This is a genomic window from Butyrivibrio hungatei (assembly GCF_001858005.1).
In the GTDB taxonomy this organism is placed as follows: Bacteria; Bacillota; Clostridia; order Lachnospirales; family Lachnospiraceae; genus Butyrivibrio; species Butyrivibrio hungatei.
Window position 1 is genome coordinate 113430 of record NZ_CP017831.1, and the last position, 23387, is coordinate 136816.

The 23387-nt window shown below is 41.8% G+C and carries 18 protein-coding genes; 17 read left to right on the top strand and 1 reads right to left on the bottom strand.

What is annotated here, in order from left to right; genetic code table 11:
• Positions 1–8 precede the first annotated feature (8 nt).
• The 11 genes from bhn_RS00995 to nagB all read left to right on the top strand — a co-directional run bounded on the left by bhn_RS00995 (position 9) and on the right by nagB (position 13332).
• Positions 9–1163, top strand: coding sequence for an iron-containing alcohol dehydrogenase (locus bhn_RS00995; protein ID WP_071174951.1), 1155 nt, complete (start codon positions 9–11; stop codon positions 1161–1163).
• Positions 1164–1294: 131 nt separating this feature from the next.
• On the top strand, positions 1295–3370 hold the full coding sequence (locus bhn_RS01000) for an ABC transporter substrate-binding protein (RefSeq protein ID WP_071174952.1): 2076 nt from the start codon (positions 1295–1297) through the stop codon (positions 3368–3370).
• Positions 3371–3474: 104 nt separating this feature from the next.
• On the top strand, positions 3475–4563 hold the full coding sequence (locus bhn_RS01005; RefSeq protein ID WP_071174953.1) for an ABC transporter permease: 1089 nt from the start codon (positions 3475–3477) through the stop codon (positions 4561–4563).
• Entirely contained in the window at positions 4563–5681 is a 1119-nt protein-coding gene (locus tag bhn_RS01010; protein ID WP_071174954.1) for an ABC transporter permease, read from the top strand. Before bhn_RS01005 ends, bhn_RS01010 begins: the two co-directional genes overlap by 1 nt.
• Before the next feature lie 13 nt (positions 5682–5694).
• Entirely contained in the window at positions 5695–6786 is a 1092-nt protein-coding gene (locus bhn_RS01015) for an ABC transporter ATP-binding protein (protein WP_071177376.1), read from the top strand.
• Positions 6773–7780: an ABC transporter ATP-binding protein gene (locus tag bhn_RS01020; protein ID WP_071174955.1), complete on the top strand. Its 1008-nt coding sequence runs from the start codon at positions 6773–6775 to the stop codon at positions 7778–7780. The genes bhn_RS01015 and bhn_RS01020 overlap by 14 nt, the downstream gene beginning before the upstream one ends.
• 258 nt (positions 7781–8038) lie before the next feature.
• Positions 8039–8956 carry an ABC transporter permease gene (locus bhn_RS01025; RefSeq protein ID WP_071174956.1) on the top strand — a complete coding sequence of 306 codons (918 nt, stop codon included), beginning with the start codon at positions 8039–8041 and terminating at the stop codon, positions 8954–8956.
• The gene (locus bhn_RS01030; protein ID WP_071174957.1) at positions 8956–9822 is read left to right on the top strand and encodes a carbohydrate ABC transporter permease; all 867 of its coding nucleotides are present in this window, start codon (positions 8956–8958) and stop codon (positions 9820–9822) included. The genes bhn_RS01025 and bhn_RS01030 overlap by 1 nt, the downstream gene beginning before the upstream one ends.
• A gap of 150 nt (positions 9823–9972) precedes the next feature.
• Complete coding sequence (locus tag bhn_RS01035) at positions 9973–11592, top strand: extracellular solute-binding protein (protein ID WP_071174958.1); 1620 nt, start codon at positions 9973–9975, stop codon at positions 11590–11592.
• Between the two features lie 139 nt (positions 11593–11731).
• Complete coding sequence (locus bhn_RS01040) at positions 11732–12610, top strand: ROK family protein (protein WP_071174959.1); 879 nt, start codon at positions 11732–11734, stop codon at positions 12608–12610.
• Entirely contained in the window at positions 12607–13332 is a 726-nt protein-coding gene (gene nagB / locus bhn_RS01045; protein WP_071174960.1) for a glucosamine-6-phosphate deaminase, read from the top strand. The genes bhn_RS01040 and nagB overlap by 4 nt, the downstream gene beginning before the upstream one ends.
• A gap of 74 nt (positions 13333–13406) precedes the next feature.
• Here nagB and bhn_RS01050 read toward each other — a convergent pair whose 3' ends face one another.
• Entirely contained in the window at positions 13407–15017 is a 1611-nt protein-coding gene (locus bhn_RS01050) for a CTP synthase (RefSeq protein WP_071174961.1), read from the bottom strand.
• Positions 15018–15260: 243 nt separating this feature from the next.
• On the opposite strand from bhn_RS01050, the gene ftsH reads away from it, so the two are divergent.
• From ftsH to rapZ, 6 genes are all read left to right on the top strand, one after another.
• Positions 15261–17459: an ATP-dependent zinc metalloprotease FtsH gene (gene ftsH / locus bhn_RS01055; RefSeq protein WP_071174962.1), complete on the top strand. Its 2199-nt coding sequence runs from the start codon at positions 15261–15263 to the stop codon at positions 17457–17459.
• 64 nt (positions 17460–17523) lie between these two features.
• On the top strand, positions 17524–19392 hold the full coding sequence (uvrC, locus tag bhn_RS01060; protein ID WP_071174963.1) for an excinuclease ABC subunit UvrC: 1869 nt from the start codon (positions 17524–17526) through the stop codon (positions 19390–19392).
• Between the two features lie 55 nt (positions 19393–19447).
• Positions 19448–20395 carry an HPr(Ser) kinase/phosphatase gene (gene hprK, locus bhn_RS01065; RefSeq protein ID WP_071174964.1) on the top strand — a complete coding sequence of 316 codons (948 nt, stop codon included), beginning with the start codon at positions 19448–19450 and terminating at the stop codon, positions 20393–20395.
• A gap of 24 nt (positions 20396–20419) precedes the next feature.
• Positions 20420–21355, top strand: a complete 936-nt coding sequence (locus tag bhn_RS01070) for an ROK family glucokinase (RefSeq protein WP_071174965.1) — start codon at positions 20420–20422, stop codon at positions 21353–21355.
• 22 nt (positions 21356–21377) lie between these two features.
• Positions 21378–22292, top strand: a complete 915-nt coding sequence (gene murB / locus bhn_RS01075) for a UDP-N-acetylmuramate dehydrogenase (RefSeq protein WP_236845942.1) — start codon at positions 21378–21380, stop codon at positions 22290–22292.
• A 215-nt stretch (positions 22293–22507) separates the two neighbouring features.
• The gene (gene rapZ / locus bhn_RS01080; protein ID WP_071174967.1) at positions 22508–23383 is read left to right on the top strand and encodes an RNase adapter RapZ; all 876 of its coding nucleotides are present in this window, start codon (positions 22508–22510) and stop codon (positions 23381–23383) included.
• Positions 23384–23387 lie beyond the last annotated feature (4 nt).

Consider the following 23387-nt stretch of genomic DNA (forward strand, 5'->3'; position numbering starts at 1 on the left):
AGTAACTAATGGCTAAAGAGTTTATTGTTCCGGGGAAGATAGTTACTGGAAAAGGAAGTATAAAAGAAGTCGGATCATATGTAGAAGGTTTTGGTAAAAAAGCTCTCATAGTATGTGATCAGATAACTGAAAAGCTTGGCAAAGTGAAGATCATCACAGATGCACTAAATAAAAAAGGAATTTCTTTTGCGATATATGATGATTTCCTGGGGGAGCCAACGAATGTGATGATAGAGGATGCTCTGTCAATCTACAGAAACGAGGCTTGCGATTTTCTTGTGGGAATAGGCGGTGGAAGTGCTCTTGATATTATGAAGGCAGTTGCGGCAATGGATGCCAATACTGGCAAGATATCGGATTATATGGGAAAAGAAATATCTGGCATCAAAGCTAAGATGGTAGCAATCCCGACAACAGCTGGAACAGGCTCTGAGGCAACACAGTTTACCATCATTTCTGATGTGGATACAGGTGTAAAAATGCTTCTAAAGGGAGCGCAGCTCATGCCAGATGTTGCAATAATTGATCCAGAGCTGACTATGACACTGCCTCCTAAGATGACTGCGTCAACAGGACTTGATGCGCTTACACATGCGGTTGAAGCCTATACATCAAGAAAGGCGCAGGCACTTACAGACACCTTGGCAATATCTGCAATAAAAAGAATATTTCATTACCTTCCGCTTGCATATCATGACAATGGCAGTGATGTGGCTAGAACACAGATGTCTATTGCAGCTTTGGAGGCTGGAATAGCCTTTAACAATTCCAGTGTAACGCTGGTTCATGGAATGAGCCGTCCTATCGGAGCTCTTTTCCACGTGCCACATGGAATTTCTAACGCAATGCTTCTTAGTGTTTGCCTTGAGTATGCAAAGGAAGGGGCTAAGGACAGATTTGCCGATATGGCAAGAGCAATAGGGGCAGCAAGTGATGAAGATTCAGATGAACAGGCAGCAGATAACTTTATGGTTGAGATTAAAAAAATCTGCAATGTTTGTCACATACCAACACTTGAGGGATATGGCATAAACCGTGATGAATTCTACGCTCAGATCGATAAGATGGCCGAAGATGCGATGATAAGTGGAAGCCCATCAAACACAGTTAGAGAACTGGATGTAGAGGTGCTAAAAGACCTTTATCGCAAATTATACAAGTGAAAATAATAAAAATAACAAAAAATGCAATGTTTTTTGAAAATAATCAAAAAAAATAAACTATTTTACCTTATCATGGTTTGATAATATGTTAATATCATAATGTATTGGTGATATTACCAAAGGAGGAACTTATGAGAAAGAAGAATTCTAGATTATTATCTATGGTTCTTGCAGCAGCAACATCAATGACGATGTTAGCAGGTTGTGGGGGAGCAGCTACTCCTAATGAATCTGGGGTAGATACTAACACATCAACAGAGCAGGCAGGAACAGAAGCTACAACAGAAGAAGTATCACAGGTAGAGGTTAACCTTGGAAGCTATTCTGAAGCTCCAATGCTTGCTGATCAGGTATCAGCAGGAACACTCCCAGCAGTTGAGGAGAGAATCCCAGACGCTGATAACGTTTTTGTTGAAACTGTAGATGCAACTGGTGCACACCTTGAAATCGGTAATTACGGCGGGGTTATCAATCTTGCAGGTGCTAGCGGCGGATGGGGATTATCCAGACCAACACTTGAGTCTATTATCCGTTACAACACAGACGGATCTTATTATCCAAACGTAATCAAGGCTTTTGATCACAACGATGACTACACAGAGTGGACATTCCACTTAAGAGAAGGCATGAAGTGGTCTGATGGAGAGCCATTCACAGCAGATGATATTACATTCTGGTATTACATGTGCCATCTTTCAAACTTTGATAGCAAGAAGAACGGATGGCCAGCTCTTAAAGAAGAAGTTGACGGCGAAGATGCTTGGGCAAAGCTTACAAAAGTTGATGATTACACAGTAACATGGACATTTGTAAATCCTAAGTACCCAGCAGACTTCATTGAGAACGGCGACTTCAAGTGGTGCTGGGCTCCAGCTCACTACTTAAGCGATCTCATTCCTGATTCAGAGGATTTCCCTTATGTAGAGAATGAGTATTGGCAGTCAACAGGACTTTCTGAAGAGGAAGTACTTGCAAACGCTCAGAAGAAGGGCATCGATGCAGCAACAGTTAAGGATCTTGGTAAAGCAGTTTCTTACAACTTCTGGAACACATCAGGACTTCCAACACTTAACTCTTTCGTTCTTTCAACTGTTCCAGGTAACAGCTCAAAAGACGATACACTTTGCATCATGGATCGTAACCCATACTTCTGGAAAGTCGATGCAGCAGGCAATCAGCTTCCTTATGTTGATGCACTTCACTTCAACACAACTTCAGAAGATGGACAGGATCTTCTTATGTTCCGTTCAGGCGAGATCGATATCATTACAATCGCTATGAAGGACATTTCAGCAACACTTGGTGATCTTGGCGATGCAGCTGAGCTTCGTGAGTGGGGCACAACAAACTGGGGTAGTTACCAGATCACATTTAACTACACAAACACAGACGAGAATTATGCAACACTTTTTGCTAACCCAGATTTCCGTGAAGCTATGTCAATCTGCGTAGATAGAAAACAGGTTTCAGAGCTTCTTTCAGACGGATTCCTTGAGCCAGGCCAGGCAGCTCCAGCTGAAGGCAACATCGGATACGATGAAGAGTGGGCAACAAAGTGGACAGAATATGATGTAGACAAGGCTAAGAGCCTTCTTGAAGGATGTGGACTTGTAATGGGATCAGACGGATTCTACGATTTCGCAGATGGATCAGACTTCATGCTTACATTCCTTGCATATGATGGTGGTGCTGATGAATCATATCCAGTATTTGAGCAGTACTACAAAGCAGTTGGTATCAACTGTGCACTTAAGAACCTTGAAGTAGCAGCATTTGATGAGCAGATTGATAACAATGACTGGGTTGCAGTAATGGGACCTCACACAGCTATCGGTGGTGCTTCACTTAAAGATAGAGCAGCTCCATTCGTTCCTATCGCTCAGTCATCAGAGTGGTATGGTGAGTATGGTACATACTACCAGACAAAGGGCGCTCAGGGTGTTGAGCCTACAGGCGACATGGCTAAGCTTGTTGAGATCTATGACAAGTGGCGTTCAACATCTGATGAAGCAGAAAGAGACGCTTATCAGGAACAGATCTATCAGATCCACAAGGATAACCTCTGGTCAATTGGTTATCTTAAGGCAGAAAACTCATATGAGCTCATTAACTCAAAGATTAAGAACTATGCAGATAACCTTGTATGGGCTGACTGCTATCAGTATGCTAACATGACTCACTATGAGGTGCTTTTCAAAGCTGAGTAATATTATCAACACTAATTGAATTGGTAAATATTTCCGAGGGCGCGAAAGGTTTTTAAAACGCCCTCGGATTTTTTGAGAAAGGGACAGTTCTGATGGAGGAAAAAATGGCTAAAAAGAGCTTTGTTGGTAATCTGAAGGCCTTTTTTGAGAAAGACCTTGTTCAGTACATCGTTAAGCGTGTACTCATGTTTATTCCTACATTGCTTCTTATTTCAATTCTTGTTTTCTTCGTTATACAGCTTCCTCCGGGAGACTATGTATCAGCACATATCGCGGCTCTGGCCACAGAAGGTGAGCTGGTAGACGCAGATTACGCGGCATCAATGAGAGAAGACTATGGTCTTGATCTGCCAGTATGGCAGCAGTATATCAAATGGGTAAAAGATATCATCTGGACACCATCTGATACACCTTATTACAGACTTTATCACTCACACCACAACTGGAAGTACTCATTTGCATATGGTCGTGATGTTTGGAGCGTAGTAAATGACAGATTAGGATTAACTATTGGCGTTACTTTCATTATCATGTTGTTCCAGTATCTGGTATCAATACCTATAGCAGTATACGCCAGCACCCATCAGTATTCGGTGGGCGATTACATATCGGCCATCATAGGATTTTTGGGTACGGCTATTCCTAACTTTATTTTGGCTATTGTACTTATGTATTTATCTTATAGATGGACAGGCAACGCAAACGTAGGTCTGTTTACACAGGAAATGCTCAAGAACGGTGTTCACCTCTACAACTTTGGCGATTTCATGAAGAGAATGATCATTCCTATCGTCGTAATCGGTACAAGTGGAACTTGCGGTATTATCCGTTCAGTCAGAGCGCAGATGCTTGATGAAGTTGCTAGACAGTACACATTAACAGCAAGAGCTAAGGGTGTACCAGAAGGCAAGATCATTATGAAGTACTGCTTCAGAGCAGCTATCAACCCAACTGTTTCAGGTCTTGGCGGAGTATTATCAAGTCTTTTCTCTGGTTCAACTGTAACAGCTATGGTATTAAACATGCAGATTCAGGGACCTGTACTTTACAAGGCACTTCAGTCTCAGGACATGTACCTTGCAGGTGCTATCGTTATGATCCAGGCAGTATTGGTCGTAATCGGTGTACTTTTATCAGATATTGCACTTGCTTTCCTTGATCCAAGAATTCGTTATTCAGGAGGTAACAGATAATGGCAAAGCGCACAAAGTCAAAAGACGATTATTATCTTGCCTCCCAGTGGACCTTGATGGCAAGAAAGCTCAAGAAACACAAACTGGCACAGGTTTCATTCTTTATTTTAGCAATACTTTATATTGCAGCTCTTTTTGCTGATTTCCTTGCTCCATATTCACTTGATGAATTTGATGGACTTTACAGAAACTCAGCACCAACAGCAATCTATACAATCTACGATGGCCAGAATGTAGGACCTCACGTATACAAACTTGCCAAGCAGATTGATAAAAAAACATTTGAAGTAAGCCTTCAGCCAGATCTATCAGAGTATTACAAGATTCGATGGTTTGTACATGGCTCTGAGTACAAGATCTTAGGACTATTCCCTTGTGATCTTCACCTTTTTGGTGTAGGCGAAGGATCAAATGGCGGAACGGGAGCTAAGTTATTCCTCTTCGGAGCGGATTCACTTGGACGAGATATTTTCTCAAGAGTACTTCTTGGCGCAAGAATCTCGCTTTCAATCCCATTTGCCAGCGCGATCATAAGTTTCTTCCTTGGAATTGCAATCGGATCAATTTCAGGTTACTTTGGTGGAGCCATCGATATGGTAATACAGCGTATTATCGAGGTTATCGGTGCTGTACCTCAGATTCCTCTTTGGATGGCACTTTCAGCAGCTATCCCAGCCGGAATCTCAACAATTAAGATGTACTTCTACATGACGATCATTCTTTCATTCATTAACTGGACTGGAATGGCTCGAGTTGTTCGAGGCAAGTTCCTCTCTCTCAAGAATGAAGATTATGTAATGGCTGCCAGAATATCAGGTGTATCAACCTGGAAGATCATCTGGAAGCACCTTGTTCCTGGATTCATGAGTTACCTTATCGTATCACTTACTCTTGGAATTCCTGGATCGATCGTAGGTGAGACTTCTATGTCATACCTTGGACTTGGTATTAAGTCCCCTGCAACCAGCTGGGGTGTACTTCTTCAGGAAGCAAGCTCAGTTACTGACGTAGCAGCTAACCCACACAAGCTTATTCCAATTATCTTTGTAACAATCACAGTTTTGGCATTCAACTTCCTTGGAGACGGAATGCGAGATGCAGCTGATCCATACAAATAATCAGGAGGAATTTATGGAAAAGGAAAATATTATAGAAGTAAAAGACCTCCATGTTGATATAAAGATGATGGAAGGCACTCTTACACCTGTAAGAGGCGTAAACTTCGAAATAAAGCGCGGCGAGACACTTGGTCTTGTTGGAGAATCAGGTTGCGGTAAGTCAATTACATGTAAATCCATTCTTGCTATCAATGACAAAAAGTGTATTCCAAGCGGTGAGATCATGTTTAAAAATGAGGATGGAACAGAAGTAGATATCCTCAAGATGAATCCTAAGGGAAAAGAGATCCGTAATATCAGAGGAAAGCAGATTTCCATGATCTTCCAGGAGCCAATGGTAGCTTTTTCTCCAATGTACACAATTGGTAACCAGATCACTGAAGCAACTCTTTTGCATATTACAAAGGACAAGAAAAAGGCGAAAGAGATCTCTCTTGAAGTAATGAGAAAGGTTGGTATCGCCAACGTAGAAAAGAGATACAATCAGTATCCTCATGAGTTTTCAGGCGGTATGTTACAAAGAGCACTTATAGCTATGGCTCTTGTATGTAATCCAAAGCTCCTCATTGCTGATGAGCCTACTACAGCTCTTGATGTTACAATTCAGGCTCAGATCCTTGAGCTTATGAAAGAACTTCAGAAAGAGTTCAACATGGCTATCCTCTTCATTACACATGACCTTGGCGTTGTTGCCAGAATGTGTGACAGAGTAGCTGTTATGTATCTTGGAAAAGTCGTTGAGACTGGTGATTCCAAGACAATATATGCAAACCCTCAGCATCCTTACACAAGAGGTCTTATGGGCTCTGTTCATAAGATCGGTGGAAATAAGGAAGAGAGACTTTTCTCTATCGAGGGTACTGTACCTCTTGCCATGAATCTTCCAAAGCAGTGTGGATTCTATGACAGATGTGATTGCAGAATCGAAGGCCTTTGCGACAAGGCTGAGCCTGAGCTTGTAGAGACTGAGCCGGGACACAAGATTGCATGCTTTGCTTGCAACAATCCTGCTTGTCAGGCACATAGAAAAGAGGTAGAGGAGAGACTTGCAAAAGAAGCCTCAGAACCTGCACCAGAAGGAGGAAAGAAGCGTGGAAAAGGGTAATATTTTAGAAGTAAAACATCTTCACAAGCGTTTTACCTCCAAGAACGTAACAGTTAAGGCTGTTACAGATGTTTCTTTTAGCGTAAGAGAAGGCGAGACTATCGGTATCGTTGGTGAGTCTGGCTGTGGTAAGACAACACTTGGACGTTGTATCGTAAGAGCTTATGATGCATCTGAAGGTGAAGTAATGTACCGCACAGAGGCTGGCGAAGAGCTCGACTTCCTCAAAGTAGACAAAAAGAAGATGAAAGGAATCCGTAAAGAGATTCAGATGATCTTCCAGGATCCATATTCATCACTTGATCCTAGAATGACAGTACTGGACATCATCAAGGAGCCACTTAAGGCTAACTTCCCAAAGATGCCAGAAAGCGAAATGGATCAGAAGGCTAAGGACATGGCTGAGAAGGTAGGCCTTAATCCAGCTTACCTCATGAGATATCCACATGCGTTCTCTGGTGGACAGAGACAGCGTATCGGAATCGCAAGAGCACTTGTTCTTAATCCTAAGATCATTGTTTGTGACGAGGCTGTATCAGCCCTTGACGTTTCTATCCAGGCCCAGGTTATCAACCTGTTAAAAGACCTTCAGAAAGAAATGAAGCTCACATACATCTTCATTTCACATGACCTTTCTGTAGTTGAGCATATCTCTGACAGAGTAGGTGTTATGTACCTTGGTAAGATGGTAGAGTATGGCGAAACAGAGCAGATCTTCTCACATCCAAAGCATCCATATACAGAAGCTTTGATGTCAGCAGTTCCTGTCGCTGATCCTAACTTCCAGCAGGAGAGAATTCCTCTTAGAGGAGAGATTCCAAACCCTGCAAATCCACCAAGTGGATGTTACTTCCACACAAGATGCAGATTCTGTGATGAGAAGTGCAAAGAGATCACACCTGAGTACGCTCAGTATGAGCCAGGACACTTCGCAGCATGTATCAAAGCAGGTGAGTTAAAGCTTAGAGGCTTTGAATATACAGAAAATAAATAATCGATCCTAGAGCGGATGTAGGTCGCAAAATGACCATACATCCGCTTCTTAATTTATAAAAAAACTGAATATTTGACTAAAATGTAAAATGACAAAAAATGCAATGATTAATCAAGTATAGGGCAAAATCAATGTAGTTTCTTGTTGGTGACATGGGTAAAATAAGTATATATAATGATAAAGAGAACAGTGATTATCATTATAGCGTTTGTGATGTGGGGGATATCACATTTTGAGTTATTGGGAAGAGAGGGTTATATGGACAAGAAAAAGAGAGGAAAGGTCAGGGTATATCTGAGAAACAACTGGCAGTTGTACCTGATGCTCATAATTCCTGTAGTGTATATGGTCTTGTTTAAGTACAAGCCAATGCTCGGTGTAATTGTAGCTTTCAAGAAATTCAATGTTTTTAAAGGCATTTGGGATAGCCCATGGATAGGACTTGCAAACTTCAAAGAAGCTTTTACTTCGAAAGACTTCTGGAGTGCGCTTAAGAACACTTTGATACTTAATATCGGTGATCTTATCATAGGTTTTCCATTTCCAATATTCCTTGCGATATTTTTAAACGAGCTAAGAAGTGAAAGGATCAGAAAGACTACTCAGACTCTTTTGTACCTTCCAAACTTCCTTTCCTGGGTTATCATCTCAGGAATCGTTACACAGCTCTTTTCAAATTCAGGACTTGTAAACAACGTTATCACATCACTGGGGGGTGAGAGTGTATCGTTCCTAAGTAACTCGTTCCTGTGGAGATTTGTGTACTGGGTAATGGGTGTATGGCAGGGAGCTGGATATTCACTTATCGTTTATCTGGCAGCTCTTATGGCTGCAGATGCTTCCCTTGGAGAAGCTGCTTATATCGATGGAGCAACCAGACTTCAGAGAATATGGCATGTAACTATTCCACAGATTTCATCAACTATTACAGTTCTTTTGATCATGCAGATCGGAAAACTTGTTAATATCAGCTTTGACAGACCATATATGATGGGCAATACCCTTGTCAGGGATGCGTCAGATGTTATCAGTACTTACGTGTATTCCGTAGGTCTTGCGGCAGGAAGATTCGACTTTGCTACAGCAGTCGGTCTGTTCCAGACAGTAGTTGGAATTATCTTAGTATTTTCAGCTAATGCTGTTATCAAAAAAATGGGACAGGAGGGAATCATGTAATGAGCGCTATCAACAGTAAAAACGAACGACTATTCCAGTTTTTCTGGACAGCATTCTTCATTCTTATAACTTGCATTGCCATGATTCCTATACTTCGCGTTTTGGCAGTTTCACTTAGTGGTAAGAATGCAATCCTTGCAGGAAAGGTATTTATCCTCCCTGTAGACATCAATATAGAAGCTTATACAAGAGCACTTCAGAGCGGAAGCTTTGTAAATGCCTTCTGGTATTCAATCGTACTGATGCTTGCATCAACAGTAATAAATCTAGTAATGACAGTGCTTGCAGCATATCCTCTTTCAAAGAAGGGACTTGTTGGTGGCAAGATCGTAATGACACTCTTCGTTCTTACAATGTATCTTCACCCAGGTGTTATTCCTGAGTACCTGAACGTAAGAGACTTCAAGATGATAGACACTGTGTGGGCACTTATTGTACCAGGCGCCCTTAGTGCATACAACATGATCATCATGTGTAACGCTTTTAAAGGTATTGACGCAGCTATCTACGACGCAGCCAAGATCGATGGTTGCAGTGAAGCAAGATGTCTTTTAAGCGTAGTTCTTCCACTGGTATATCCAACAATGGCGACACTTGGATTATTCTACGCAGTAGGAAGATGGAACGGAATCAGCGATGTTTTGTACTATATCAATTCCTCCAAGTATTTTACAGTACAGATGGTACTTAAGCAGTTCGTTGAATCCATCAACGTTTCAGTTGAGGAAGGTCTTCAGACTAACCTCGTGGCAGAAAACATTAAGGCAGCAAGTATTGTGATATCAATGCTTCCAATGCTGATCGTATATCCTTTCGTTCAGAAGTTCTTTACAAAAGGAATCATGGTCGGAGCGGTAAAAGGCTGAGAGGTCTTGCTGAGGTAGTTTCGAAGCTAGACCGAACGTGTTCTGGCGAGCGAAGCGAGAGCAGAACTTCCTTGGCGAGCGAAACGAGAGCAGAAGTGAATCTAACTCTCATAGAGTTCAGATATTTTTTTCTTACAAAGGAGGATTACAATGAAAAAGAAACTATTGGCAACAGTGCTTAGTGCTTGCATGGTTATGGGCGTGCTCGCAGGCTGCGGAAACAGTAAAGCACCAGCTGACACAAACGGTACTCAGACAGCTGATTCTACTTCTGATTCAGGCTCAGCAGACACTGCGGCAGAAGATCTTAAGGGTGACGAAGTGGATATCACAGTAATGGTTTGGGACAGAGGTAATGCTGCACCAAACACAACTACTGAGGACAACGCGCTTACTCAGTGGATCCAGAAACAGATGAAGGATCTTTACAACATTAACGTTACTTACGTTTCTGTTCCAAGATCTGAGTCAGATGACAAAGTTAATATCATGATGTCTGGTGGAACAGCACCTAACATTGTATTTACTTATTCACAGGATCTTTTCTATAACTACGCATCAAGCGGAGCATTAAAAGACCTTTCATCACTCTATCAGCAGTATGGCTCAAATATTCAGCAGTATTGCGGTGAAGCTCAGAACGGTATCGGTGATCTTGGTGATCAGAAGTTTGCTGTTATGAAGCAGAGAGGAACAGAGAATGCTCGTCACACAGCTTATATCCGTAAGGATTGGCTTGATCAGCTTGGTATGGATGTTCCTAAGACAAAAGAAGAGCTTGGCAAATATCTCTATGCTGTTAAGGATGCTGGGCTTGGCACACCTTGGGCAATGAGCGGACGTTCAGATACAGAGAAGATGTATCTCAACTTCGTTGGTTCATATGTAACTCTTACAGATGACAAGATGGCTTACACCTATGCTGAGTCATACATGGCTGTAGCTCCTGGAGCAAAGGATGGTCTCAAGCAGCTCAATGAGTGGTATAACGATGGACTTATTACACAGGACTTCCCAACAGATACAGATGAGAGCGTATTCCTTGCAGATGTAGCTAATGGTAAGGTTGGTTTCGTCCTTGATGATACAACACACATCTGGGATTCTATTGCAGTCCTCAACACAACACTTGGTGCAGAGGATGCATCATTTATTCCAGTACAGTGCTTCGATCTTCCAGATGGATCATATAGAACACCTTTCGAGTACAGATATGCAATGTTCGTAATGATCCCAGAAGAGACAACAAACGATGAGCAGGCAGCAGCTTGCATGAAGTACCTCAACTGGCTTGCAGATCCAGCAAATGCAGTTCAGGTTCGTTACACACCAGAGCTTACATATGATGAGCTTGGCGTAGCAAATGAACCTTCAACAGCTGACAAAGAAGCTAAGGGATATCCTGGAACATGTGATGACCTTTGCATCATGAACCTCAACTTTGACTGGGTTAACGATTACGAGACAATGTCTAAGTCACAGTATGCTGCACAGGAACAGGATTGGGCTTCAGTAGAGTGGTATGAGAATTACTATGATGTTTGCGCAAACGGAAAGTATCGCTTCCCTATCTACGGATACATTTCAGATGAGCAGGCAACATACGGAACAGATATCAAGAACAAGATGCTCACATTCGTTTACAATTGTATCTGCGCACCTTCAGACCAGTTCGAAACTGTATATCAGAAGGGCTACGATGAGCTTGTAAATTCAGGACTTCAGAAGATTCTTGATGCAAGAGCAGCATATTACGATTCAGTAAACTGAAATAACTATTAAAAAGGTTTTTAATAAGGCTGGGGGGCTGCCATTAGGCGGCCCTCTTTAGCGCCTTATCTGATTGAATAGCAATTTGTTAATTTATATAATCTTCTTATAGGAAGATATATAAATTTGGAGGAGAATTATGAGATTCGGAGCACTTGAGGCAGGCGGCACCAAAATGATCGTAGCGATCGGTGACGAAAACGGCAAAATATTGGAGAGAGCATCTTTTCCTACTAAGACACCAGAGGAAACTATGCCTCAGATGATCGACTTTTTTAAGGATAAAGAAATTGAGAGCCTTGGAATAGCATGTTTTGGTCCAATCGACTTAAACAAGGATTCTAAGACTTATGGATATATCACATCTACACCAAAGCTTGACTGGAAGAACTATGACATTGTGGGTGCATTCAAAAAAGCATTGAACGTACCTGTCGGATTTGATACAGATGTTAACGGATCCCTTTTAGGTGAGATTACATGGGGATGCGCAAAAGATAAAACAGATGCCCTGTACCTTACCATTGGAACAGGTATAGGTGGAGGAGTCATGACAAATGGAAAGCTTCTCCATGGAATGCTTCATCCAGAACTTGGACATATCAGACTTGCCAAGGTTCCTGGAGATGATTATGCCGGAAAATGCCCTTATCACGGAACATGCTTTGAAGGTTTGGCAGCAGGCCCAGCTATCGAAGAGAGATGGGGCAAGAAAGCAGTTGAACTTGCAGATAGAGATGAAGTTTGGGAGCTTGAGAGCGAATACATTGCTCAAGCACTGTCTTCATTTATTCTGACACTTAGTCCGCAGATTATTATCCTTGGTGGCGGAGTAATGCATCAGATGCAGCTCTTTCCACTGATAAGAGAAAAAGTTGTTAAACAGCTTAATGGATATTTAAATACAAAAGAATTAGAGAACATGGATAAATACATCGTTCCAGCAAGTTTAAATGACGACCAGGGAATCATGGGCGCAGTGAAGCTGGCTATTGATGTTAAAGGAGAAATAAAATGAGAATTATCAAAGTAAGAGATTATCAGGACATGAGTAGAAAGGCAGCAAACGTTATCTCAGCGCAGATGATACTTAAGCCAGACAGCGTGTTAGGACTTGCAACAGGATCTACTCCTCTTGGATTATATGAAAAGCTCGTTGAATGGTACGGCAAGGGAGACCTTGATTTTGCACAGGTCAAGACAGTTAACCTTGATGAGTATGTAGGTCTTTCAGCTGACAATGATCAGAGCTATAGATACTTTATGAACAAGAACCTCTTTTCAAAGGTAAACATTGATCCAAAGAATGTAAATATTCCTGATGGTACAAACCAAGACGCCGAGGCAGAATGTGAGCGTTATGAGAAGGTTATAGAGAGTCTTGGGGGAATTGATATTCAGCTCCTTGGAATTGGAAATAACGGTCATATCGGCTTCAATGAGCCAGCTGAGACATTTATGATGAAGACACACAGAGTTGACCTTACAGAGAGCACTATAGAGGCTAATAAGAGATTCTTTGAGGATGTGTCTATGGTTCCTAGACAGGCTTACACAATGGGAATCGGAACCATCATGAAAGCCAAGAAGATCGTTATGGTAGCAAGCGGAAAGACAAAAGCACCGATCATTAAGGAGGCTTTCACAGGAGAAATCACTCCAAGAGTACCAGCTTCAGTTCTTCAGCTTCATCAGGACTTCACACTTATTGCAGATGAAGAAGCTCTTTCACTTATGTAATATAAAATAAAGATTTTAAAGCATAATTAAAGCGCAGCCGGATGACCGGTTGCGCTTTCTTTGTCGTTATAAGATCATCTCTTGTTCTCGTGCTCAAGAGAAGCCTTGATGAATCCTGAGAAAAGAGGATGTGGTCTGTTAGGACGAGACTTAAGCTCTGGATGAGCCTGTGTAGCCATGTGGAAGTCGTTTGAAGGAAGCTCGATCATTTCTACGATTCTTCCGTCAGGAGACATACCGCAAAGCCTCATGCCGTTCTGCACAAGGACTGTTCTGTAGTCGTTGTTAACCTCATATCTATGACGGTGACGTTCTGTGATGTCTGTTGAACCAAAGAGCTCGTAAGCCTTTGACTCTTTATCAAGTACACAAGGATATGAACCAAGACGTAATGTACCACCGATGTCCTCAACACCATTCTGGTCTGGTAAAAGAGCGATCATAGGATGTGTAGTGTTAGGATCAAACTCGATTGAGTGAGCATCCTTGTAACCAATGACATCTCTTGCAAACTCAATGATCGCAAGCTGCATACCAAGGCAAAGACCAAGGAATGGAACATTATTTTCACGAGCATATTTAATAGAAGAGATCATACCTTCGATACCACGATCACCGAATCCACCAGGAACAATGATACCGTCTACATCTGAAAGATAAGAAGCAACGTTTTCATCATTAACTTCTTCTGAATCAACCCACTTAATATCTACAGCAGTCTGATTTGAAATACCGCCGTGCTTGAGAGCTTCTACAACGCTGATGTATGCGTCATGGAGCTGAGTGTATTTACCAACAAGTGCAACCTTAACTTCGTGCTTAAGGGAGTAAAGTGTATCAACCATTGCCTTCCAGTCTGTAAGGTCTGGCTCTGGGCAATCAAGTTCAAGACATTCACAAGCTACCTGAGCCAAATGCTCTTTTTCCATTGCAAGAGGAGCCTCATAGAGGTATTCAAGGTCAAGGTTGTTAAGAACGTGGCTGCTAGGAACATTACAGAAAAGAGCTATCTTGTCCTTGGTATCCTGGTCAAGCTCGATCTCTGTACGACATACGATAACATCTGGCTGAAGACCCATTCCCTGCATAGTCTTAACTGCTGACTGTGTAGGCTTGGTCTTGATCTCTTCTGAGCAACGAAGGTAAGGAATAAGAGATACAAGGATGAGCATTGCATTTTCGCGTCCTACTTCATGCTGGAACTGTCTGATAGCCTCAAGGAATGGCTGTGATTCGATGTCTCCGACTGTTCCACCAACCTCGATGATGGCAATACGTGTCTCATCATCTGTGAAGTTTCTGTAGAATTTACTCTTTATCTCGTTTGTGATGTGAGGAATAACCTGTACTGTACGTCCGCCATAGTCACCACGGCGCTCTTTCTGAAGAACTGACCAGTATATCTTACCGGTAGTTACGTTAGAATTTTTATCAAGATTCTCGTCAATAAATCTTTCATAGTGACCAAGATCGAGGTCAGTTTCAGTACCATCTTCAGTTACGAAAACTTCTCCGTGCTGAACAGGGTTCATAGTACCTGGATCGATATTGATATAAGGATCAAACTTCTGCATTGTAACCTTGTAACCTCTGGCCTTTAAGAGTCTACCGAGTGATGCGGCAGTGATTCCCTTACCAAGTCCAGATACAACTCCACCAGTTACAAAGATATACTTTACAGCCATTTACATTTCCTCCTGATTATTGACGAGATAATATAGTTATTATTAATAAACACAAGCCATAATTATATAATTAAGCTTGAAGAAAATCTAGTTAAAAAATGAAGAAAATTGATTTAATAATTGAAATGTTGAAATATTGGATTGTACTCTATATAATAGTACAATATGAGTGTTATAATAAGCTAACTTATTATATCACGAACAGGTTGTAGTATCACGTAAATAAAGATTGGAATTTAAGATATGGATAATAATCAGAATCAGAGAAATAATAACCCTCTTGGAGGGGATAACAATTCTCCAAGAAGACAAAACATAATATTACTTTTGGTAGCAGCTTTGGTAACTATGATATGTATGACATATTTTCTCAAAGCGTTTTCCGATGATACCAACAGAGAGATTACTTACAGCGAGTTCCTTCAGATGGTTGACGATGGCAAGGTTGATAGCATTGTCATAGAGAGTGACAGGATTGATATTTATCCGGTTGATTCAAAAAAGGAAAATCAGAGTCCAAGCTATTACTACTTCACAGGAAACAATACAGTAACTTATTACACAGGTAAGGCTGAGGAGGACACAGACCTCACTAAGAGAATGCTCGAAGCTGGCGTTGATGTCAGCAGCGAGGTTCCTGACAACTCAGGTCTTATCCTTGCCTTCATTATTCAATATGTAGCACCAATTCTTTTACTGTGGCTTATCCTTTCATTTGTATTTAGAAAGATGAGCAAAGGCGGCGGACCACTTAGTGTTGGTAAGAGCAATGCTAAGGTTTATGTTCAGAAGGAGACAGGAGTAACCTTCAAGGATGTAGCTGGTGAGGATGAGGCAAAAGAGTCTTTGGTAGAAGTTGTAGACTTCCTTCATAATCCAGCCAAGTATTCCAAGATCGGTGCTAAGCTTCCAAAGGGTGCACTTTTAGTAGGCCCTCCAGGAACAGGTAAGACACTTCTTGCCAAGGCCGTAGCAGGTGAAGCACATGTTCCATTTTATTCACTTGCAGGTTCAGACTTTATCGAACTTTATGTAGGTGTAGGTGCCAGCCGAGTTAGAGACCTCTTTAGCGAAGCCAGCAAGAATGCACCTTGTATCATATTCATTGATGAGATCGATGCCATCGGACGTAGCCGTGACAACAAATACGGCGGTGGCAATGAAGAAAGAGAACAGACTCTTAACCAGCTTCTCTCTGAGATGGATGGTTTTGATTCATCAAAAGGTGTTCTCATTCTCGGAGCTACTAACAGACCTGAGATCCTTGATAAAGCGCTTCTTCGTCCAGGTCGTTTCGACAGAAGGATCATCGTTGATAAGCCTGATCTTAAGGGCAGAGAAGAGATCCTCAAGGTTCACTCCAAAGATGTCAAGATGGATGAGACAGTTGATCTTAAGGAACTTGCACTTGCTACAGGCGGATGCGTTGGTTCAGATCTTGCAAACATGATCAACGAGGCAGCCATCATTGCTGTTAAGGAAGGTAGAGAGTTCGTTAGCCAGAAAGATCTCATGGAAGCCTTCGAGCAGGTTATCGCAGGTAAAGAAAAGAAAGATTCAATCCTTAGCAAAGAGGAGAGAAAGCTTGTCAGCTACCACGAAGTTGGTCATGCTCTCGTAAGCGCAGTTCTTTCTAATACAGAGCCAGTTCAGAAGATCACAATTGTTCCTAGAACAAAGGGATCATTAGGATATGTTCTTCATCTTCCAGAAGATGAGAATCAGCTTAGGACCAAGGATGAGCTCCTTGAGAGAATCATCGTTTCACTTGGTGGACGTGCTGCAGAGGAACTTGTATTTAATACAGTAACAACAGGTGCAGCTCAGGATATCGACGATGCTACAGCAGTAGCAAGAAATATGATCACACTTTATGGTATGAGCGACAGATTCGGACTTATGCAGCTTGAATCTATCCAGAACAGATACCTCGATGGTAACAGAGTTCTGCAGTGCAGTGATGAGACAGCAACTCTTATTGATGAGGAAGTTAAGAAGCTTCTTGCTGAGTGCTACGAGAAAGCCAAGAAGATCGTTGGTGAACACCTCGACACTATGGACAAGATAGCACAGTTCCTTATTGAAAAAGAGACTATCACAGGCGCAGAGTTCATGAAGATCTACCGTGAGGCTGAGAACCTTCCTGAACCTACAGAAGAGGAGAAAGAAGCGGCCAAAGCTAAGAGACTTTACGCTACTAGAGCTGAGTCAGCTAAGGTTGGAGAGAACGTTCCAGTCAAGAAAAAGAGTGAGGAAGCGCCTAAGGAAGAAGTTCCTAAGGAAGAAACTCCTGCAGATGGACCTTTATTCAAAGAGACAGAGTCGATATTCACAACACCTGTTCAGAATGAAGAAACTAAAGATAATGATGAGAATCAGGACGATCAGCCAAATGTAGGCGGCGGTACATTCTCACATGTTCCAAATGACTTCGATAAATAATATAATGTAACTAAGACCAAACCAAATATGCTATTTGTGTTTGGTCTTTTATATCTAGAGAAAAATGAGTAATTTTGATATAAAAGAGGAACTCAAAAAACTTCCTAATAAACCAGGAGTTTATATCATGCGTGATGAGAATGACACCATCATGTATGTTGGCAAAGCCATAAACCTTCACAATCGTGTAAGGTCTTATTTTCGTGCCAACATTGGAAGAGGCCCTCAGATAGACCAGATGGTGAAGCAGATTGCCAGATTTGAATATATCGTGACAGACTCAGAGCTTGAAGCCCTGGTTCTTGAGAACAATCTGATAAAAGAGAATTCTCCTAGATACAACACTCTTTTAAAGGATGATAAGACCTATCCTTATATTAAGGTGACAGTGTCAGAGGATTTTCCAAGAGTTCTTTTCTCAAGACTTATGAAAAAGGATAAGTCCAGGTACTTCGGCCCATTTACCAGCGCGGCAGCAGTTAAGGACACCATTGATCTTATCAATAAGATCTATGGTCTTAGGACCTGTAACAGATCTTTGCCAAAAGAGATCGGAGCAGACAGACCATGTCTTAACTACCATATGAAGCAGTGCTGCGGTCCATGTACAGGCAATGTTACTAAGGAAGAATACAGAGAAAGAATCGATAAGGCCCTGGAATTTTTAAACGGAAATTATGGCGTTATCATGAAGGATCTGCAGCAAAAGATGGAGGCGGCATCTGAAGAGCTTGATTTTGAATCTGCCGCTAAGTACAGAGATCTTTTGGCAAGTGTGAGAGTTGTTGCCCAGAAGCAGAAGATGACTGACTCCTCTATGGAGGACAAGGATATAGTAGCTATCGCTTCTGATGATAAGGATGCGGTAGTTCAGGTATTCTTTGTAAGAGATGGAAGGCTCATAGGACGAGAGCATTTCTATATGACCCACGTTTCAGAGAACCCATCAGGAGAGATACTCCAGAACTTTGTTAAGCAGTTCTATGCAGGAACCCCATTTATTCCAAGGGAGTTGATCTTACCAGAACCAATTGAGGATATGGAGATAATAGAACAGTGGCTATCTCAGAGAAAGGGCAGCAGGGTGTATATATCTGTTCCTGAGAGAGGTCAAAAAGAAAAACTCATGGAGCTTGCTACTCAGAACGCAGAGCTTGTTCTTTCTAAAGATAAAGAGAGGATAAAGCGCGAAGAGGGAAGGACCATTGGAGCAGTAAAAGAAATAGAAAAGCTTCTTGGCCTTAAAGGGCTTAACAGAATGGAAGCCTTTGATATATCTAATATAAGTGGCTTTGCAAATGTTGGTTCCATGGTGGTCTACGAAAAGGGTAAGCCCAAAAAGAGCGACTATAGAAAGTTCAGGATAAAGTCTGTGGCAGGACCTGATGATTATGCCTGCATGCATGAAGTCTTAACACGAAGACTTCTTCATGGAATCGAAGAAAAGCACGAACTTGAAGTAAGAGATATAGACGCCCAGTATGGAAGTTTTACCAAGTTTCCAGATCTGATACTGATGGATGGTGGAAGAGGGCAGGTCAATATCTGCCTGCAGGTGCTTGATGAACTGGGAATCCATATTCCTGTCTGCGGTATGGTCAAAGATGATAACCACAGGACACGAGGCCTTTATTACAACAACGTGGAGCTTCCTATAGATACGAGATCAGAAGGATTTAAGCTGATCACAAGGATTCAGGATGAGGCCCACAGATTTGCTATCGAATATCACAGATCACTTCGTAGCAAGGCCCAAGTCAAGAGTTCACTTGATGATATTCCGGGAATTGGACCAGCACGTAGAAAGGCTCTTATGAAGGGCTTTAAATCCATTGAAGATATCAAAAACGCTTCTGTTGAGGAGCTTGCTGCAATACCTGAAATTCCTGAAAATATTGCGCAGCAGATATATGACTTTTTTCATATTCTATGATATTATTTAGCCGTGTGAGTATGCACATTAACATGAAAAATTTGGAGGGGAACAAATGGCGAGTGTTAGTCTTAAAACTATCATTGAAAGAATGAAACTCGAGAATCTGACACCTGAACTTGACATCAAGAAGATCAGGATCAGCCAGCCGGATATCAACAGACCTGCTCTTCAGCTTGCTGGATATTTCGAGCACTTTGAGGCAACAAGACTACAGGTAATTGGCTTCGTAGAATACACGTATATGGAATCTTTTTCAGATGATGAAAGAGAAAAGATGTACAGAGAATTTCTCTCGTTCGATATTCCTGGTGTAGTATTCTGTAGGGAACTTGCGCCAGATCCTCTTTTCATAAAGATCGCTATGGAAGAGAAGGTCCCAGTGCTGATGACCAAGAAGTCAACATCATCATTCATGGCTGAGATCATCAGATGGCTTAATGTTAAGCTTGCTCCATGTATTTCTATTCACGGCGTATTAGTTGATGTATATGGTGTCGGCGTTCTGATCACTGGTGAGAGTGGAATCGGTAAATCTGAGACTGCTATCGAGCTCATCAAGAGAGGACATCGTCTTGTATCTGATGATGTCGTTGAGCTTAGAAGAGTCAGCGAAGAGACACTTATTGGAACAGCGCCTGATATTACCAAGCATTTCATTGAGATGAGAGGTGTTGGTATCATCGATGTCAAGTCACTTTACGGTGCATCAAGCGTTAGAGAGACACAGACCATTGACCTTGTTATCAAGCTTGAAGATTGGGACAAGGACAAGGAGTATGACAGACTTGGCCTTGAGGAAGAGTACACAGAGTATCTTGGCAACAAGGTAGTTTGCCATCGTATTCCTATTCGTCCAGGTAGAAACCTTGCTGTTATCTGTGAATCAGCGGCAGTTAACCACAGACAGAAGGCTATGGGCTACAACGCAGCTCAGGAGCTTTATAATAGAGTTCAGAATTCACTTGCAAAAAGACGCGGTGAAGATGATGACGATGAATAATAACTAATAGAAAGAGGTTTTGTTATGGCTAGATATGTATTTGGCGCAGATGTAGGGGGAACAACTGCAAAGATCGGTCTTTTGACTGAGACTGGTGAGAAACTGGATTTCTGGGAAATCCCAACAAGAACAGAAAACCATGGAGAAATGATCTTAACTGATGTTGCAGAAGCAATCAGAAATAAGATGAAGGAAAGAAACATTGATGATTCAGATGTGATCGGTGCTGGTGTTGGCGTTCCTGGTGCTGTCAATGTTGATGGACTTTGCTATCAGGCAGTTAACCTTGGCTGGGAGAACTACAACGTAGTTAATGAATTCCATTCAAAGTTAAAGCTTCCAGTTAAAGCTGGTAACGATGCTAACGTAGCTGCTCTTGGAGAAGCTTGGAAGGGCGGTGGACAGGGCTATCCTAACATGCTCCTTGTAACACTTGGAACTGGTGTTGGTGGTGGTATCATCAACGAAGGCAAGATCCTTACAGGTGCTAAGGGCTCTGGCGGAGAGATCGGACATATTCATCTTGTAGATGATGAAGTAGATGCTTGCGGATGTGGCAATCACGGATGCTTTGAGCAGTATGCATCTGCTACAGGCGCTATGAGAATTGCCAAGAGAATGCTTGCTGCCAGTAGTGAAGACAGCGTTCTTAGAAATGGTGATTTCGAATGCAAAGACGTGTTTGACGCAGCCAAGAAGGGTGATACTCTTGCTGTTAAGATCGCAGAGCAGTACGGATATTATCTTGGAAAAGGTATCGCTATCACAGCAAGTGTAGTTAACCCTGAGATCATCGTACTCGGTGGTGGCGTATCCAAGGCTGGTGAGATGCTCTTTGATCTTCTCATGCCAAGCTTTAAGAAATACGTATTCCCAGGCTGTGCATCAGCTAAGTTTGCGCTTGCAAAACTTGGAAATGACGCAGGCGTTTATGGCGCTGCCAAGATGATGATACAGTAATAGATATAAAGGATGTAACAATTTGAATAGCAGTTTGATAGAAGCTATGAGACAGATCGTCTCAGCGGATAATTTATTAATTAATGAACCTATGAGCAGGCACACTACATTTAGAACTGGTGGGCCTGCCTGCTTGTTTTTGAGACCAGAAAATCAGGACCAGTTAAAAAAGGTCATGGACTTTGTAAGACGCCTTGGAACTGATTATTTCGTACTTGGCAATGGTAGTAATCTTCTGGTTTCTGATGAAGGCTATGATGGAGTGATCATCTCCCTTAGCAAATTTAATAAGGTAGAATTAAAAGGAACAAATCAGATTTATGTAGAAGCAGGTGCTATGAATTCCACCATCGCTTCTTTTGCAAGAGATAACGCACTCACAGGTTTTGAGTTTGCAGCGGGAATTCCGGGAACCATCGGTGGAGCAATGATCATGAACGCTGGTGCCTACGGCGGAGAAATGGCTCAGGTTGTAACTGAGGTCACAGTTCTTTCTCCAGAAGGCGAGATCATGGTTCTTGATAACAACACCATGGAATTTGGTTATCGCACAAGTGCTATCAAGAATAAAGGCTTTATAGTCTTATCAGTTCTATTAACCCTCAAAAGAGGAAAAGAAGAAGAGATAACATCTCAGATGAAAGAACTTGCCGAGAAACGCCGCGATAAGCAACCTCTCGAATATCCAAGCGCAGGTTCAACCTTCAAACGTCCGGAAGGCTACTTCGCAGGCAAGCTCATCGAAGACGCAGGCCTTCGCGGATTCTCCGTTGGCGACGCCCAAGTCTCCGAGAAACATTGTGGCTTTGTAGTTAATAAAGGGTCAGCCACATCTACAGATATTTATAACTTGATAAAAGAAGTTCAAAAGGTTGTCTATGAAAAAGCTAATGTTAGACTCGAGCCTGAAGTTATAATATTGGGTAAATTTAGTTAAGATAAGTTTAAACCGTTAGTTTTTGATAATATATTTTGTTTATTTATTGAGAGTGGCGTGTGCTGGTATATTTTTCATGAGACAGCGTTAAAAAACGTTAGCACTTAGGTGCTGTATTTTAGCACCTTAGTACCATTACGTTTTTTACCGAGCGAAAGCGTCTGTCGAATGTAAAATATACCAGCACACGCCCCCCAAAAAAGAAAGGGAACACTATGAGGTTTGTAATAGTCACGGGAATGAGTGGTGGCGGTAAGTCTACAGCCATACATATGCTTGAAGATGCAGGTTTCTACTGCGTTGATAATCTGCCTGTTTCTCTTATTGAGAAATTCGCAGAACTCATCACAATGCCTGATAGTGAGATCAATAAAGTCGTCCTCGGTATAGATGCAAGAGCTGGTCAGCAATTTGAAGAAGTTGCTGGAATGATCGATTCCCTCAAGGAAAGGGGCATCCCTGTAGAGGTCCTCTATATGGACGCCAGCGATCAGGTTCTTATCAAAAGATATAAGGAAACCCGAAGGATCCATCCTATGAACGTCAACTCTGTTGGCGACAGGATCGAGGATGGAATCGCCAAGGAAAGAAACGTTCTAGCAGAAGTAAAAAAGAGAGCTGATTACGTTATTGATTCATCTCAGCTTCTTACCAGAGAACTCAAGGAAGAATTAGACAGGATCTTTGTAAAGAATGAAGAGTACAATTCACTTATGATCACAATTCTTTCATTTGGATTTAAGTATGGAATTCCTTATGACGCAGATCTTGTTTTTGATGTGAGATTTTTACCAAATCCATTTTATATTGATGAACTCAAGCATCAGACAGGTAATGACAAAGGGGTTCAGGATTACGTTAAGAGCTTTCCTGCATGCGGTGAATTCGTTGATAAGCTTGAAGATATGCTCAAGTTCCTTATTCCTGGATATGTTCAGGAAGGCAAGTATCAACTTGTTGTTGCCATTGGCTGTACCGGCGGCCAGCATAGAAGTGTGACTATTGCAAATGAGCTTTATGACAGGCTCAAAGCTTCAAAAGGTAACTATGGACTTAAGATTTTCCACAGGGATGTCAAGCAGGCTAAATAGCAGG

Bases quoted from the DNA above. Each gene is read 5' to 3' on its own strand.
- bhn_RS00995 (WP_071174951.1), top strand. From the start codon at position 9: ATGGCTAAAGAGTTTATTGTTCCGGGGAAGATAGTTACTGGAAAAGGA.
- bhn_RS01000 (WP_071174952.1), top strand. From the start codon at position 1,295: ATGAGAAAGAAGAATTCTAGATTATTATCTATGGTTCTTGCAGCAGCA.
- bhn_RS01005 (WP_071174953.1), top strand. From the start codon at position 3,475: ATGGCTAAAAAGAGCTTTGTTGGTAATCTGAAGGCCTTTTTTGAGAAA.
- bhn_RS01010 (WP_071174954.1), top strand. From the start codon at position 4,563: ATGGCAAAGCGCACAAAGTCAAAAGACGATTATTATCTTGCCTCCCAG.
- bhn_RS01015 (WP_071177376.1), top strand. From the start codon at position 5,695: ATGGAAAAGGAAAATATTATAGAAGTAAAAGACCTCCATGTTGATATA.
- bhn_RS01025 (WP_071174956.1), top strand. From the start codon at position 8,039: ATGGACAAGAAAAAGAGAGGAAAGGTCAGGGTATATCTGAGAAACAAC.
- bhn_RS01030 (WP_071174957.1), top strand. From the start codon at position 8,956: ATGAGCGCTATCAACAGTAAAAACGAACGACTATTCCAGTTTTTCTGG.
- bhn_RS01035 (WP_071174958.1), top strand. From the start codon at position 9,973: ATGAAAAAGAAACTATTGGCAACAGTGCTTAGTGCTTGCATGGTTATG.
- bhn_RS01040 (WP_071174959.1), top strand. From the start codon at position 11,732: ATGAGATTCGGAGCACTTGAGGCAGGCGGCACCAAAATGATCGTAGCG.
- nagB (WP_071174960.1), top strand. From the start codon at position 12,607: ATGAGAATTATCAAAGTAAGAGATTATCAGGACATGAGTAGAAAGGCA.
- bhn_RS01050 (WP_071174961.1), bottom strand. From the start codon at position 15,017: ATGGCTGTAAAGTATATCTTTGTAACTGGTGGAGTTGTATCTGGACTT.
- ftsH (WP_071174962.1), top strand. From the start codon at position 15,261: ATGGATAATAATCAGAATCAGAGAAATAATAACCCTCTTGGAGGGGAT.
- uvrC (WP_071174963.1), top strand. From the start codon at position 17,524: ATGAGTAATTTTGATATAAAAGAGGAACTCAAAAAACTTCCTAATAAA.
- hprK (WP_071174964.1), top strand. From the start codon at position 19,448: ATGGCGAGTGTTAGTCTTAAAACTATCATTGAAAGAATGAAACTCGAG.
- bhn_RS01070 (WP_071174965.1), top strand. From the start codon at position 20,420: ATGGCTAGATATGTATTTGGCGCAGATGTAGGGGGAACAACTGCAAAG.
- rapZ (WP_071174967.1), top strand. From the start codon at position 22,508: ATGAGGTTTGTAATAGTCACGGGAATGAGTGGTGGCGGTAAGTCTACA.